Consider the following 13,968-nt stretch of genomic DNA (forward strand, 5'->3'; position numbering starts at 1 on the left):
CGCGGTCCTACCGGCGCCGAGGGGCTCGCACCTGGGCGGACTACGCTTGCCAATATGCCCACGTCCCAGCCTTCCCGTGTCCATGCTCGTTTCGAGATGCCGGCTCCGCTGCGTGCCGACGTCCGACTGCTGGGGGAACTGCTCGGCACCGTACTCAAGGAGTACGGCGGCCAGGAGCTCCTGGACGACGTGGAGAAGCTCCGCGAGCTGACCATCGCCGCCCACGACGACGACCACGAGCGCGCCGACCAGGCCGCGGCCGCCTGCGAGGAGCTGGTCTCCTCCTGGGACATCGAGCGGGCCGACAACGTCGCCCGGGCGTTCACCTGCTACTTCCACCTCACCAACCTCGCCGAGGAGTTCCAGCGGGTCCGCGCGCTGCGTGAGTACGACACCGGCGATGCTCCGGTCCGCGACTCCCTCGCCGCCGCCGTGGCCGAGGTCACGGCGCAGTACGGCGAGGAGGAGGCGCTGGGCCTGCTGTCCGGGCTGGAGTTCCGCCCGGTGCTCACCGCGCACCCGACCGAGGCGCGCCGCCGCGCGGTGGCCTCGGCGATCCGCCGGATCTCCACGCTGCTGGCCCAGCGCGACGACTCCAGGCTCGGCGCGGGCGAGCTGGCCGAGAACGAACGCCGCCTGCTGGAGGAGATCGACGTCCTCTGGCGCACCTCCCAGATCCGGGTGACCAAGCCCGGCCCGCTGGACGAGGTGCGGACGGCGATGACGGTGTTCGACGACACGCTGTTCCAGGTGCTCCCGCAGGTGTACCGCCAGCTCGACGACCAGATCGCGGGCAGCAAGGCGGGTACGCAGCCGCCGCGGGTGCCGGCGTTCGTCCGGCTGGGTTCGTGGATCGGCGGTGACCGGGACGGCAACCCGTTCGTCACCGCGGCGTTCACCCAGAAGGCGATGGCCATCCAGGCCGACCACGTGCTCCGCGCGCTGGAACGCGTCTGCGAGCGGCTCGGCCGCGCGCTGACCGCCGACGCCGAGACCACGCCGCCGGCCCCGGGGGTGCGCCGCATCCTCGCCGACGCCCGCGCGGCCTACCCCGACCTGGCCGAGGACGTCGCCACCCGCTCGCCGGGCGAGCCGCACCGGCAGGTGCTGCTGCTGGCCGCGCGCAAGCTCGCCGCGACCCGGCAGCGCGACGCGGACTTCGCCTACGCGAACGCCGGTGAGCTGTTGCGGGAGCTGCGTACCGTCCAGTCCTCCCTCCACGCGGCCGGTGCGCCGCGGCAGGCCTACGGCGAACTCCAGCATCTGATCTGGCAGGTGGAGACGTTCGGTTTCCACCTGGCCGAGCTGGAGGTACGCCAGCACTCCAAGGTGCACGCACGCGCCCTCGCCGAGCTTCGCGCCGGTGGTGACCTGTCGCCGGAGACCGAGGAGGTGCTCGCGGTCTTCCGGGTGATGGCGCAGATCCAGCAGCGGTTCGGCCCGGACGCGTGCCGGCGCTACGTCGTGTCGTTCACCCAGTCCGTCGACGACCTCGCCGCGGTGCCGGAGCTCGCGCGGTACGCGCTGGACGGGCGGCCGCTCGCCCTCGACGTCGTACCCCTCTTCGAGACCGAGGACGACCTGCGTGCCTCGATCGGCATCCTCGACCAGGCGCTGGAGCTGGAGCCGATCCAGCGCCGGCTGGCCGAGACCGACCGCCGCTTCGAGGTGATGCTCGGCTACTCCGACTCCGCCAAGGACGCCGGCCCGCTGTCGGCGACGCTCGCGTTGTACGAGGCGCAGGCCGCGCTCGCCGCCTGGGCCGAACGCAACTCGATCAGGCTCACCCTCTTCCACGGCCGGGGCGGCGCGCTCGGGCGCGGCGGCGGACCGGCCAACCGTGCCGTGCTGGCGCAGGCGCCGGGCTCGGTCAGCGGCCGGTTCAAGCTCACCGAGCAGGGCGAGGTCATCTTTGCCCGGTACGGCGACCCGATCATCGCCCGCCGGCACATCGAGCAGGTCGCGGCGGCCACGCTGCTCGCCTCCACCCCCGCGGTGGAGAAGCGCACCGCCAACGCCGCGGAGAAGTTCGCCGGCCTGGCCGCGACGATGGACGACGCGGCCCGCGCCACCTATCACCGGCTCGTCCGCAGCGACGGGTTCGCCGAGTGGTTCGCCCGGGTCACGCCGGTGGAGGAGCTCGGCCAGCTCCCGATCGGTTCCCGGCCCGCCCGCCGAGGGCTCGCGCTGTCCTCGCTCGAGGACCTGCGGGCGATCCCGTGGGTGTTCGCGTGGACGCAGGCGCGGGTCAACCTCACCGGGTGGTACGGCGTCGGAGCCGGGCTGGAGGCCGTCGGTGACCTGGACGCGCTGCGGGAGGCGTACGCCCAGTGGCCGTTGTTCACGGTGACGCTGGACAACGTCGAGATGTCGCTGGCCAAGACCGACGCCCGGATCGCCCGCGGCTACCTCGAACTCGGTGACCGGCCCGACCTCGCCGAGCAGGTGCTGGCCGAACACGCCCGTACGACCGAGTGGGTGCTGAAGGTCGCCGGACACGAACGCCTGCTGGAGAACCGCCGGGTGCTCGGCCGCGCGGTGGAGCTGCGCAACCCCTACGTGGACGCGTTGTCCTACCTGCAGTTACGGGCGTTCCGGGCCCTGCGTACGCAGAAGCTTTCGGAGGGCGAGACCGAGCGGCTGCGCCGATTGGTGCTGCTGACGGTGAACGGCGTGGCGGCCGGCCTCCAGAACACCGGCTGAGTCACCGACAGGGTCACTGATCAGGTACGCAGCAAGCGTGCCAGGTTTCGGTCAGGGCGATTGCTTGTTCGGCCGGCGGGTGCGTTGGTAGACATCAGACCTATCGACCGCCCGTCGCCGCAGGAAGGCTCCGCCATGCCGGCACCGCAAGCATCAGTTGACAAGCTCCGGGCCCGCCGGTTCGGGCTCTTCGTGCACTGGGGTCTTTACGCCCTGCCCGCGCGGCACGAGTGGGTGAAGAAGCGCGAGCGGCTCACCGACGAGCAGTACCAGCCGTACTTCGACCACTTCGACCCCGATCTGTACGACCCGCGGGTGTGGGCGAAGGCGGCGGCCGAGGCGGGCATGAAGTACACCGTCCTCACCACCAAGCACCACGAGGGCTTCTGTCTGTGGGACTCCGACCTCACCGACTACAAGGCCACCAACACCCCTGTCGGCCGTGACCTCGTGCGGCCGTTCGTGGACGCGTTCCGCGCCGAGGACCTCGGAGTCGGCTTCTACCACTCGCTGATCGACTGGCACCACCCCGAGTACCCCGTGGACACGCTGCACCCGCGGGTCGACGACGCCGACTTCCGTGCCTCACAGGCCGGCAAGCGGGACATCGAGAAGTACCGCCGCTACCTCCACGGCCAGGTCGAGGAACTCCTCACCAGGTACGGCGACATCGACGTGATGTGGTTCGACTTCTCCTACCCCGGCATGTCGGCGTACGACCTGCCCGGCAAGGGCCGCGACGACTGGGACTCCGAGGCGCTGGTCAAGTTGGTGCGTGGCCTGCAGCCGGACATCCTGATCAACAACCGGCTCGACTATCCGGGCGACTTCACCACGCCGGAGCAGTTCCAGCCGGCCACCCCGCCCACCATCGACGGCCGCGAGGTCCCCTGGGAGGCCTGCCAGACCCTCAACGGCAGCTGGGGTTACGACCGGGACAACCTGGACTGGAAGTCGCCCGACCTGCTGGTGCGGATGCTGGTCGACTCGGTCTCCAAGGACGGCAACCTGCTGCTGAACGTCGGCCCCACCGGGCGCGGCGAGTTCGACGAGCGGGCCCTGGCGACCCTGTCGGAGATCGGCCGCTGGACCCGCCGGCACGGCCGGTCGATCTACGGCGCCGGGCCGTCTGCGTTCACCCCGCCGCAGGACGGCCGCTACACCCAGCGCGGAGACCGGCTCTACCTGCACCTGTTCGGGTGGCCGTTCCGGCACGCGCACCTGCCCGGGCTCGCCGGCCGGATCAAGTACGCCCAGCTGCTGCACGACGCGTCGGAGGTGAAGTTCCGGGAGTACGCCCGGGAGGACACCGACAGCAACATCGGCGTGAAGGGCGTGCCCGAGGGGACGGTGACGCTGGAGCTTCCGGTGCAGCGGCCCGACCAGCTCGTCCCCGTGGTGGAGATCTTCCTCAAGTAGCCGCGCGCGGATCCCCGCATCCCATGACCCGCGCCACCAGGCGGGCGTGGGTCCCCGCCAGCCGCCCGCCTAGGCTGGCGGGATGCCGTCCCCGTACGTCGACCTGGACCGGCCGCCCCTTGCGGCGGCCGGTCTGCGGTCGGTGCTCGTGCGTCCCGGCCGGCTGGTCACCGACCTGCGGGTGGTTGCCGAGACCGGGTCCACCAACGCCGACGTCCGGGCGCTCGCCCTCTCCGGCGCGCCGGAAGGGACGCTGGTCGCCACCGACTACCAGAGCGCGGGCCGTGGGCGGCTCCTCCGTGAGTGGACCTCGCCGCCACGGTCCGGGCTGATGTTCTCGCTGCTGCTGCGTCCGGCCGAGGTGCCGCCCCGGCACTGGCCCTGGCTGCCGCTGCTCACCGGATGCGCCGTGGTCGAGGCAGTGGAGTCGGTGGCCGACGTCCGGCCCCGGTTGAAGTGGCCCAACGACGTACTCCTGGACGACCGCAAGCTGTGCGGCATCCTGCTCGAACGCGTGGAGACCCCCACCGGCCCGGCCGCCGTGGTCGGTGTCGGGCTGAACGTGAGTACGACCGCCGCCGAGCTTCCGGGGACCTACGCCACCTCGCTGCGCATGGCCGGCGCCGCCACCACCGACCGGGCCACCCTGCTGGTTGCGGTGGTCCGGACGCTGGAAGCGCTGTACTCCGCGTGGCGGGCCGGCGGCGACCACGGTGACGCCTTCCCGGGCGGGCTCCGGGCCGCCTACCTCGCCCGGTGTGCGACGGTGGGCCGGGACGTGCGGGTCCAGCTCGCGCCCGACCGCCGGCTCGAGGGGCGGGCGGTGGACGTGGACGAGGGGGGCCGGCTCGTGGTGCGTACCACCGACGGTGACCACGCGCTCGGCGCCGGTGACGTGGTGCACGTGCGCTGACCGGTATCGGTCGGGCATGATCGGAGGTCAGTACCCATTCGGGCGGTCCGGTGGGTCCTGGCCCGAGTTCGGCCAGTCCGACCGGCTGGACGGCCCGGCAGATCCGGCGCGCACTGGCAGGTCGGCGAGTGAGGAGCGGTGATGGGCATCCCGTCGAAGATGCTGGGCGACGGCGAGCAGGTCTACCTCAGCATGCGTACCCACTGGAAGATCATGATCGGCCCGGTCGTGTTGTTCTTCCTGACCCTCGGCGCGGCCCTGGTGCTGATCTCACTGGTGCCCGGAGGTGCCTACCAGCCGTACGTCCAGCTGTTCATCGTCGCCGCGGCCGTGGTGGGCGTACTCGTCTACGCCGTCTGGCCGGCGCTCACCTGGCTCTCCTCCACCTATGCCGTCACCGACCGGCGGCTGATCACCCGCACCGGCGTCATCACCCGCACCGGCCGCGACATCCCGCTCACCCGGATCAACGACGTGGCCAGCGAACGCGGCCTCACCGACCGGATCCTCGGCTGCGGCACCCTCGTCGTGTGGTCCGCGGGGGAGCAGGGCCGGGTCACCCTGCCCGACGTGCCGCACGTGGAGACGGTCCAGCGGACGCTGTCCGAACTCGTCTTCGCCCGCGAGGACGACGATGACGAGACCCCCACCCGCCGGCAGCGTTCGCGGTACGACGGCCCCCGGACCCGCACCGACTACGAGCCCTACTGACCGACACCCGGCCGGAGAGGGACTCGTCCTCGCACGGGCGCGGGCGACCCGCTCACTACTCGGCCCCGACCGCAGGACAGACCCTAGGCTTGCCGTCATGTCCTCGACGTCCAAGGGTGTCCAGGTCCGCCGGGTCGACGAAGCGGGCCAGGTGGCCGAGTTGTCCCTCGATCGTCCCGAGGCGCTGAACGCCGTGTCCACTGCCCAGGCCGAGGCGATCACCCGGGCGGCCACGTCGCTCGCGGCGGACCGGCGGGTCCGCGCGGTCGTACTCTCCAGCGCCTGCGAGAAGGCGTTCTGTGTCGGTGCCGACCTGAAGGAACGCAACACCTTCGACGACGAGGATCTCTGGCGCCAGCGGCCGGTGATCCGCCGGCTGTTCGGGAGCGTCCTGGACCTGCCGATGCCGGTGATCGCCGCGGTGCACCGGTACGCGCTGGGCGGCGGGTTCGAGCTGGCCCTGTCCTGCGACCTCATCGTCGCCGACGAGACCGCGGTGTTCGGGCTGCCGGAGGTGTCGGTCGGTCTGGTCCCCGGCGGCGGGGGCACCCAGCTGCTGGCCCGCCGGGTCGGCTGGTCCCGGGCGGGCGACCTGATCCTCACCGGCCGCCGGGTTGATGCCGCCGAGGCGGACCGGCTCGGCGTCGTGGACCGGCTGGTGCCCGCGGGGCGGGCGCGGCAGACGGCCGTCGACCTCGCCACCCAGATCGCCGCCAACTCACCCGTCGGTGTCCGACAGGCGAAGCAGGCGCTGCGCCTCGGCGCCGACTCCGACCTCGCCGCCGGCCTGGCGATCGAGGACGCCGCCTGGCGGGCCACCGCGTTCTCCCCGGACCGGAAGGAGGGCATCGCGGCGTTCAACGAGAAGCGTCCGCCGGTCTGGCCTGGGGAATGAGAGGGGCACCGGGGGAATGGGGACGGCATGAAGGTCTATCGGGGCTGGGGTACCTGGGCGGAGGCATCCCGCGTTCTGTCGCGTTACCTCCCGACCGGCACCACACCGCACCTTCGGCGAGCCGTCCGGTTCGCCGACCACTGGGGCGGCCGCCCCACCAGGTACGAGGTGGCGGAGTTGCTGGTCCGGGAGTTCGGTGTCACCGAACTCGGCATGCTCACCGCCGGGCTTCTGCACCACCTGTCGGAGGACTATCCCTGCACGATGGAGCACATCGAGGAACGCTTCGGTACGCGCGTCGCCGGACTCGTGGATTCCCCGATGGTGCGGCTGGCCGGGAGGTACGCCCTGGTGCAGCGGCTGCACACCTACCCGACGGTGGAGTCGCAGCGGGAGATCTACCACGAGACGTGTGAGCGGTTCATCCCGTTGGCGGTGGCCACCGAGCCGGTGTTCGACGAGTTGTTCTCCTCCTGGCAGCACGCGTACGCCTATCTGCGCCAGCCGGTGGACCACCTCGGCGCGGCGCAGCAGTTGGTGGCGGTGGTGCACCACGACCGGTTCGACCCCTCCGGTCAGCCCGCGGTGGAGCACACCCGCGCGGTGGCCCGCCTCACCCGCGACGGCGGTGGCACACCCGAACAGCAACTCGCGGGGCTTCTCCACGACTGCGTGGAGGACACCGAGCTCAGCCTGGCCCAGTTGGTCGACCTCGGTGTCCCCACCGACGTGGTGGACATGGTGGACGCGCTCACCCGCCGGCCGCGGGAATCGTACGAGGATCACCTCGACCGGCTGGTGGAGACCCCGGCCGCCATTCTGGTCAAACGGGCCGACATCCGGCACAACCTCAGCGCCGCGCGGCTGGCCCGCCTCGACGACGCCGCTCGGGAGGCCGCTCGCCGGCGGTACGCCTACGCGCTGGCGCTGCTCGACCGCGCGAGCGGACCCGGACCCACGTGGGTGCTGCCGAACCCCGGATCCCCTCCCGGCCCCGAGACGGCCGCCGACACCGCCCCGGACGCCCGTTGGCCGGCAGGGAACGCGGGGGTGCCCCGGCAGACCCGCGGCGAGCCGGACCCGGGTCCCGCCGACTCCGACGAGGCGGCCTCGATCGTCCCCGAGTCGGCGCCGGAGGCCTGAGCCGACTGGTGGCCGCCGACGGAGACGCCATCCGCGGCAGCGGCCTCGCCCCGTGCGCCACACTGGTGGGGGAGGTGGCCACGATGCAGGTGCCCAGCCGGGTCTGGTTGCGGGAGGTCGGTCCGCGCGACGGGCTGCAGAACGAACCGCCCGTCCCCACCGCGGGAAAGATCGAGCTGCTCGACGCGCTGTCGAAGACCGGCCTGAGCCGGATCGAGGCGGTCAGCTTCGTCCACCCGAAGGCCATTCCGCAGATGGGTGACGCGGCGGAGGTGTGGGCGGCCGCGGCGAAGAGTCCTCACGTCACCTACTCGGCGCTGGTGCCCAACCCGGTCGGTGCCCGGCGTGCGGTCGAGGCCGGCTTCACCGAGTTGGAGGTGGTGGTCTCCGCCTCCGACACCCACAACCGCGCGAACCTCAACCGCACCACGGCGGAGTCCCTCGCCGAACTCGGTCCGCTGATCGAGTACGCGCACGGCCGGGGCGCCCGGTGCCAGGTCATCGTCGCGACATCCTGGGGTTGCCCGTACGAAGGGGACATCCCGGTCGAGCAGACCGTCGGCGTGGCCCGCGCGGCGCTCGCGGCGGGCGCCGACTCACTGGCGTACGGCGACACCACCGGCATGGCCACCCCCACCCGGGTCGAGGATCTCGTGGGCCGCACCCGGGAGGCGTTCCCGGACACGTCCCTGGCCCTGCACTTCCACAACACCCGCGGCACCGGCCTGGCCAACCTGCTGACCGCGCTGCGGCTCGGTGTGACGGACTTCGACGCCAGCGTCGGCGGCCTGGGCGGTTGCCCGTACGCGCCGGGGGCGAGCGGCAACATCGCGACCGAGGAGGTCGTGCACATGCTGGCGGACATGGGCGTGGAGACCGGTGTCGACCTCGAATTGCTGCTCGACGTCGCCGCGACCGCCGAGCGGCTGGTCGGCCACCAGGTGCCGTCGCAGGTGCTGCGGGCCGGTCCGCGCAGTCGCACCGTCCCGACGCCGGCGAACCTCCGGCCCGGGGACTAGTACCGCGAGGCGGTAGCAGGCCTCCGCAGCAGGCGTCCGCAGCCTCAGTAGCCCTGGTACTGCGATTCCGGCGTGTTCGTAGGCGTCGGCGTCTGCGAGGGCACCGTGCCGAGTGTGGTCACCACCCACCAGGTGTACTTCCGGCCGTCGTAGTCGACCTGCGATCCGTTGCCGCCGACCGACCCGTCCACCCGGTCCGCGCTGTAGCGGTACAACGGCCTTCCGTCCAGCGTGAGCTGACGGGTCCGGTCGGGTCGCCGGACCACGCCGAACGTGCCGTTGACCCCGGCCACCTTGGCGGGCACGGTCACTCCCGCAGGGACGAGCACCGGCGGCCAGGCGCGAGCGCACGCGCCGACACACCGGATGCTGGTGGCGGTGTCCACGGTGTTCCGGTAGAGGGGGCGGCGGCCGGGGCCGACCACCACGTCGCTGACGCCGGACGCCCCGACCCCGTCCGCTTCCATCGTGCCGATCGAGGGCGCGGGAGTGGCGCTCGGCGAGGACGAGGGACTGTCCGACGAAGGCGTGGAACCCTGACACCCGCCGACGAGCGCCGAGGCGGTCACCGTCACCATCGCCGCCGCCGTGATCGCTGCGACCCTTTCCCAGGCCGGCGCGGACCGGGAGCGGCCACGCGCGGTGAGAGGCGTCGACCCCATCACGCAGACCCCCTGAAACCCGGGCGCTCCGTAGGCGGGGCCCGCCAGGTCGCGCCGCTGACGACCTACCCAGGCGTCCACCCGTGCTAACCGGGGCCACTGCCAGGTCCGGGAGGGACCGCCAGACCGGCCTCTGCGTGAGGCCGGATTTCTCCGCGAAAGGGGCGATTCGGGCATCCCTCCCGGCCCCGACGACCTGCGGGCAAACGCCCGGTCCCGCCCTGCTCGGGACGCTCCCACCCGGAACCGGCCCGTTGGACGCCGTCTGCTGGCGGGTGAGCGGAGACCCGCCGTGGTCACGGTCGTACGATCGGCCCCATGACACGAAGCGCGTCTGTGGTGGGCGAGCAGAGTGGGCGGCGCACCCTCAACCGGCCGCCGGGCGAGCCCGGCGCCGACAGCGAGCACATCGGCGTCAGCGGCGCCGTGATGAACGACCAATCCGGCCGGCACGGGCACCAGATCCTGCTCGCCGAGGACGACCCGGCGATCTCCGACCCGCTGGCCCGGGCACTGCGCCGGGAAGGGTACGAGGTGGAGGTCACCGGGGCGGGTGAGCCGGCGCTGGCGATCCTGTCCGGCGGCTCGTTCGACCTCGTGGTCCTCGATCTGGGCCTGCCCGACGTGGACGGTCTGGAGGTCTGCCGGCGGCTGCGGGTGGACGGCAACCGCGTCCCCGTTCTGGTGCTCACCGCCCGTGCCGACGAGGTGGACACGGTGGTCGGCCTGGACGCCGGAGCCGACGACTACGTGACGAAGCCCTTTCGCCTGGCGGAGCTGCTGGCCCGGGTACGCGCGCTGCTGCGGCGGGGCAAGCCGGAGGGCTGGTCGGACGGGCCCGCGGAGGAGGGCGCCGGGGTCCGCATCGACGCCGAGTCCCGCCGAGCCTGGCTCGCGGGGGAGGAACTCCACCTCACGGCGAAGGAGTTCGACCTGCTGCGCGTCCTGGTCCGCGAGACCGGCCGGGTGGTGACCCGGGACCAGCTGATGCGCGAGGTCTGGGAGACCACCTGGTGGTCGTCGACCAAGACGCTGGACATGCACATCTCCTGGCTGCGCAGGAAGCTGGGCGACGACGCGTCCGACCCGAAGTTCATCACCACGGTGCGCGGCGTCGGCTTCCGTTTCGAGCGCGGCTGAGCGGCTGAGCAGGGGCAGGGTCGGATGCGTCGCCGGTTGGTCGTCACCACGGTGGTGATCGCCGTGGTCACGGCCACGTTGTTCGCGTTGCCGATCGCCGCGTTCAGAGGGCACTACTTCGGTGCCGGCTGGACCGAACGTCTGACCCTGGTCGCCTTCGGGGCGATCGCGGTGCTGGTCGCGATCGGCATCGGGGTCTGGCAGGCACGGGGGATCTCCCGGTCGCTGGAGGAACTCGCCGACGCCGCCGAACGCCTGGGTTCGGGCGACCCGCGGCCGCACCGCCGCCGGTACGGCCTGCCCGAACTCGACCGGGTGGCCGGGGCGCTGGAGAAGAGCGCCATCCGGATCACCGACCTGCTGGCCGCCGAACGCCAACTCTCCCAGGACGCCTCACACCAGTTGCGCTCGCCGCTGACCGCGCTGTCCATGCGGCTGGAGGAGATCCTCGCCACCAAGGACCCCGCCGTGGTTCGCGAGGAGGCCGGCATCGCGCTCGGCCAGGTCGAACGCCTGTCCCACGTCGTCGACCGGCTGCTGTCGCAGAGCCGGGACACCCACGTCGCGCAGCGCACGCTGGTCGACGTCGACCACGTCGTACGGCAGCAGGTGGCCGAGTGGCGGCCGGCCTTCGACCGTGAAGGCCGGCGGATCGACGTGACCGGCGAGCCGGGCCTGACGGTGGACGCCACGCCCGGGACGCTGGGACACGTACTGGCGACGTTGCTGGAGAACGCCCTGCATCACGGCGGTGGCACGGTCGTGGTCCGCCGCCGCACGACCGGTCTGCCGCCCAGCGGCTCGGTGGTGGTCGAGGTGTCCGACGCCGGGCCCGGTGTACCCGCGCAGCTTGGTCAACGCGTCTTCGAGCGGGCGGTCAGCGGTCGCAGCGGCACCGGCCTGGGACTCGCCCTGGCCCGCGACCTCGCCGAAGCGGGCGGCGGTCGGCTGGAGATGATCTCCCGCCGCCCGGCGGTGTTCGCGGTCTTCCTTCCACGCGGGGACTCGGACCAGACCGGCAGGCAGACCGGAAAACAGGCCGGAAAGCAGACCGGAAAACAGGCCGGCGTTCAGACCGGCGAGGACAACCGCGGGTCGGGCTCGCCGTCCGCGTTCACCCCGACCGGTGCGCGGAAGACGAAGCGCCGGTAGGACCAGAACCTCATCAGCGTGCCCAGGCCGATCCCGACCAGGTTGGCGACCAGGTTGGACAGCGGGTCGTGCAGGCCGAGTACGTAGTTGGCGACCCCGAGGATCGCCAGGTTCACCACGAGCGCTGCGAAGTTCAGCAGGAAGAACAGAGCGTACTCATGGTGCACGGCCCGGCGCGGACGGTCCTTCCAGGTCCAGTGCCGGTTGCCGAAGTACGCCACCAGGGTGGCGAGGACCACCGAGATCGTCCGGGCCGTCAGCGGCTTGTGCTCCAGCGGGCCGTGGTGGTCCAGCCCGTAGCGCAGCAGGTTGAACCCGCCCAGGTCGACGACGAACGCGACCGCGCCGACCGCGCCGAACTTCGCGAGTTCCTCCGCGAGCCGGCGGACCCGGTACTGGAGCGCGTCGAGCGGTTTCACCCGGGGGAGCGTACCGGCACCACACCGGCCGCCCGGTCCGGGCACGCCCGGCGCCGCCCGGTAGCCTCGCGGACGTGTCCAACCTCGTGGGTGTCCCGACCGTAGGGATGATCGGCGGCGGCCAGTTGGCCCGGATGACGCACCAGGCCGGGATCGCGCTGGGGGTGACGTTCCGGGTGCTCGCGGAGGGCCCGGAGGTGTCCGCCGCCCAGGTTGCCCGGCACGTCACGGTCGGCGACTATCGCGACCTGCGTACCCTTCGGGAGTTCGCGGCCGGCTGCGACGCGGTGACCTTCGACCACGAGCATGTCCCCACCGAGCACCTGCACCAGCTGGTGGACTCCGGAGTGGCCGTACGCCCCGGACCGCACGCGTTGCTGTATGCGCAGGACAAGGGCGCGATGCGCGAACGCCTGACCGCCCTCGGCGTTCCCTGTCCCCGCCACGCCGCCCTCAAGGGGCTGTCGGACCTGGCGGACACCGCCGGCGAGCTCGGCGGCTGGCCGCTGGTGCTGAAGACGACCCGCGGCGGCTACGACGGCAAGGGTGTCTGGGTGGTCGAGGACCTGCGCGCCGCCGAGGAGACGGGCGTCTTCGACGCCGGCATCCCCGTCCTCGCCGAGGAACGCGTCGACTACGCCCGGGAGCTGTCCGCGCTCGTCGCGCGTTCCCCGTCCGGTCAGGCGATCGCCTACCCCGTGGTCGAGTCGGTGCAGCGCGACGGTATCTGCCACGAGGTGATCGCGCCCGCGCCAGGCCTGCCGGAGGAGCTCGCCGTCCGCGCCCAGGGGATCGCGCTGCGGATCGCGGGCGAGTTGGACGTGGTGGGCCTGCTCGCCGTGGAGCTGTTCGAGACCCGCGACGGCCGCATCCTCGTCAACGAGCTGGCCATGCGCCCGCACAACACCGGCCACTGGACCATCGACGGCGCGGTCACCAGCCAGTTCGAGAACCACCTGCGCGCCGTCCTCGACCTGCCGCTCGGCTCCCCGCAGGCCCGGGCCCGCTGGACGGTGATGGTCAACATCCTGGGCGGCGAGTACCCCGACATGCACCGGGGCCTGCTGCACTGCCAGGCCCGCGACCCCGCGCTTCGCGTACATCTGTACGGCAAGGAGGTGCGTCCGGGCCGCAAGATCGGCCACGTGACGACCTTCGGCGACGACCTGGACGACGTACGCGCGCGTGCGCAGCACGCGGCCGCCTATCTCACGGGAGAGATCGATGAGTGAGGGAACACCCGCGGACGTGACGTCCGGCCGGCAGGTACCGGCAGAGGGGGGACCCGTGGTCGGAGTCGTGATGGGCTCGGACTCCGACTGGCCCACGATGGAGGCGGCCACCAAGGCGCTGGAGGAGTTCGGGGTCCCCTACGAGGTGGACGTCGTCTCCGCGCACCGGATGGCGCGGGAGATGCTCGACTACGGCGAGCGGGCCGCCGACCGCGGGCTGCGGGTGCTGATCGCCGGCGCGGGCGGTGCCGCGCACCTGCCGGGGATGCTGGCCAGTGTGACGCCGCTGCCGGTGATCGGCGTACCGGTCGCGTTGAAGCACCTGGACGGGCTGGACTCCCTGCTGTCGATCGTGCAGATGCCCGGCGGGGTGCCGGTCGCCACCGTCGCTGTGGGCAACGCCCGCAACGCCGGGCTGCTCGCCGTGCGGATCCTGGCCGCCGGTGACCCGGACCTGCTGGAGCAGATGAAGGCGTTCCAGGCCGACCTCGCCGACCAGGCGCGGGCCAAGGGCGCGGCGCTGAAGTCCCGCCGCGGGCGCACCGTCGGCTTCCGCTGAC

The 13,968-nt window shown here is 72.3% G+C and carries 13 protein-coding genes; 11 read left to right on the top strand and 2 right to left on the bottom strand.

The genetic code is table 11. From position 1 onward, the window contains the following. The first annotated feature begins 54 nt into the window (after positions 1–54). The 7 genes from BLU27_RS14275 to BLU27_RS14305 all read left to right on the top strand — a co-directional run bounded on the left by BLU27_RS14275 (position 55) and on the right by BLU27_RS14305 (position 8,803). Entirely contained in the window at positions 55–2,703 is a 2,649-nt protein-coding gene (locus BLU27_RS14275) for a phosphoenolpyruvate carboxylase (protein WP_092654069.1), read from the top strand. A 135-nt stretch (positions 2,704–2,838) separates the two neighbouring features. Next, entirely contained in the window at positions 2,839–4,122 is a 1,284-nt protein-coding gene (locus tag BLU27_RS14280) for an alpha-L-fucosidase (RefSeq protein ID WP_092654071.1), read from the top strand. An 82-nt stretch (positions 4,123–4,204) separates the two neighbouring features. Next, positions 4,205–5,035 carry a biotin--[acetyl-CoA-carboxylase] ligase gene (locus tag BLU27_RS14285; protein ID WP_092654073.1) on the top strand — a complete coding sequence of 277 codons (831 nt, stop codon included), beginning with the start codon at positions 4,205–4,207 and terminating at the stop codon, positions 5,033–5,035. Positions 5,036–5,176: 141 nt separating this feature from the next. After that, positions 5,177–5,746, top strand: a complete 570-nt coding sequence (locus tag BLU27_RS14290; RefSeq protein WP_092654075.1) for a PH domain-containing protein — start codon at positions 5,177–5,179, stop codon at positions 5,744–5,746. Positions 5,747–5,843: 97 nt separating this feature from the next. Continuing rightward, on the top strand, positions 5,844–6,641 hold the full coding sequence (locus tag BLU27_RS14295) for an enoyl-CoA hydratase/isomerase family protein (RefSeq protein WP_092654077.1): 798 nt from the start codon (positions 5,844–5,846) through the stop codon (positions 6,639–6,641). Positions 6,642–6,668: 27 nt separating this feature from the next. After that, on the top strand, positions 6,669–7,784 hold the full coding sequence (locus BLU27_RS14300; protein WP_092654079.1) for an HD domain-containing protein: 1,116 nt from the start codon (positions 6,669–6,671) through the stop codon (positions 7,782–7,784). 8 nt (positions 7,785–7,792) lie between these two features. Then, complete coding sequence (locus tag BLU27_RS14305; protein ID WP_241827967.1) at positions 7,793–8,803, top strand: hydroxymethylglutaryl-CoA lyase; 1,011 nt, start codon at positions 7,793–7,795, stop codon at positions 8,801–8,803. Between the two features lie 44 nt (positions 8,804–8,847). On the opposite strand, the gene BLU27_RS14310 is transcribed toward BLU27_RS14305, so the two are convergent. Beyond that, complete coding sequence (locus tag BLU27_RS14310; RefSeq protein WP_092654081.1) at positions 8,848–9,465, bottom strand: COG4315 family predicted lipoprotein; 618 nt, start codon at positions 9,463–9,465, stop codon at positions 8,848–8,850. A gap of 318 nt (positions 9,466–9,783) precedes the next feature. On the opposite strand from BLU27_RS14310, the gene BLU27_RS14315 reads away from it, so the two are divergent. Both BLU27_RS14315 and BLU27_RS14320 read left to right on the top strand, forming a co-directional pair. Further along, positions 9,784–10,605 (top strand): response regulator transcription factor, encoded by an 822-nt coding sequence (locus tag BLU27_RS14315; protein WP_241827968.1) that lies wholly within the window; start codon positions 9,784–9,786, stop codon positions 10,603–10,605. 24 nt (positions 10,606–10,629) lie between these two features. After that, the gene (locus BLU27_RS14320; protein WP_197681835.1) at positions 10,630–11,757 is read left to right on the top strand and encodes a HAMP domain-containing sensor histidine kinase; all 1,128 of its coding nucleotides are present in this window, start codon (positions 10,630–10,632) and stop codon (positions 11,755–11,757) included. Here BLU27_RS14320 and BLU27_RS14325 read toward each other — a convergent pair. Then, positions 11,676–12,176, bottom strand: a complete 501-nt coding sequence (locus BLU27_RS14325; protein WP_092654083.1) for a GtrA family protein — start codon at positions 12,174–12,176, stop codon at positions 11,676–11,678. The two genes, BLU27_RS14320 and BLU27_RS14325, sit on opposite strands and share 82 nt — an antisense overlap. Positions 12,177–12,283: 107 nt before the next feature. Here BLU27_RS14325 and BLU27_RS14330 point away from each other — a divergent pair, with 107 nt between their 5' ends. Together BLU27_RS14330 and purE are read left to right on the top strand one after the other, a co-directional pair. Further along, positions 12,284–13,408 (top strand): 5-(carboxyamino)imidazole ribonucleotide synthase, encoded by a 1,125-nt coding sequence (locus BLU27_RS14330; RefSeq protein WP_241828016.1) that lies wholly within the window; start codon positions 12,284–12,286, stop codon positions 13,406–13,408. Then, entirely contained in the window at positions 13,401–13,967 is a 567-nt protein-coding gene (purE, locus tag BLU27_RS14335; protein WP_092654085.1) for a 5-(carboxyamino)imidazole ribonucleotide mutase, read from the top strand. The genes BLU27_RS14330 and purE overlap by 8 nt, the downstream gene beginning before the upstream one ends. Position 13,968: the final 1 nt, after the last annotated feature.

Source organism: Actinopolymorpha singaporensis (genome assembly GCF_900104745.1).
GTDB lineage: Bacteria > Actinomycetota > Actinomycetes > Propionibacteriales > Actinopolymorphaceae > Actinopolymorpha > Actinopolymorpha singaporensis.

Coding starts and splice junctions, on each gene's coding strand:
- BLU27_RS14330 (WP_241828016.1), top strand. CDS start 12,284: ATGATCGGCGGCGGCCAGTTGGCCCGGATGACGCACCAGGCCGGGATC.
- BLU27_RS14285 (WP_092654073.1), top strand. CDS start 4,205: ATGCCGTCCCCGTACGTCGACCTGGACCGGCCGCCCCTTGCGGCGGCC.
- BLU27_RS14280 (WP_092654071.1), top strand. CDS start 2,839: ATGCCGGCACCGCAAGCATCAGTTGACAAGCTCCGGGCCCGCCGGTTC.
- BLU27_RS14275 (WP_092654069.1), top strand. CDS start 55: ATGCCCACGTCCCAGCCTTCCCGTGTCCATGCTCGTTTCGAGATGCCG.
- BLU27_RS14290 (WP_092654075.1), top strand. CDS start 5,177: ATGGGCATCCCGTCGAAGATGCTGGGCGACGGCGAGCAGGTCTACCTC.
- BLU27_RS14300 (WP_092654079.1), top strand. CDS start 6,669: ATGAAGGTCTATCGGGGCTGGGGTACCTGGGCGGAGGCATCCCGCGTT.
- purE (WP_092654085.1), top strand. CDS start 13,401: ATGAGTGAGGGAACACCCGCGGACGTGACGTCCGGCCGGCAGGTACCG.
- BLU27_RS14320 (WP_197681835.1), top strand. CDS start 10,630: ATGCGTCGCCGGTTGGTCGTCACCACGGTGGTGATCGCCGTGGTCACG.
- BLU27_RS14295 (WP_092654077.1), top strand. CDS start 5,844: ATGTCCTCGACGTCCAAGGGTGTCCAGGTCCGCCGGGTCGACGAAGCG.
- BLU27_RS14310 (WP_092654081.1), bottom strand. CDS start 9,465: ATGGGGTCGACGCCTCTCACCGCGCGTGGCCGCTCCCGGTCCGCGCCG.
- BLU27_RS14315 (WP_241827968.1), top strand. CDS start 9,784: ATGACACGAAGCGCGTCTGTGGTGGGCGAGCAGAGTGGGCGGCGCACC.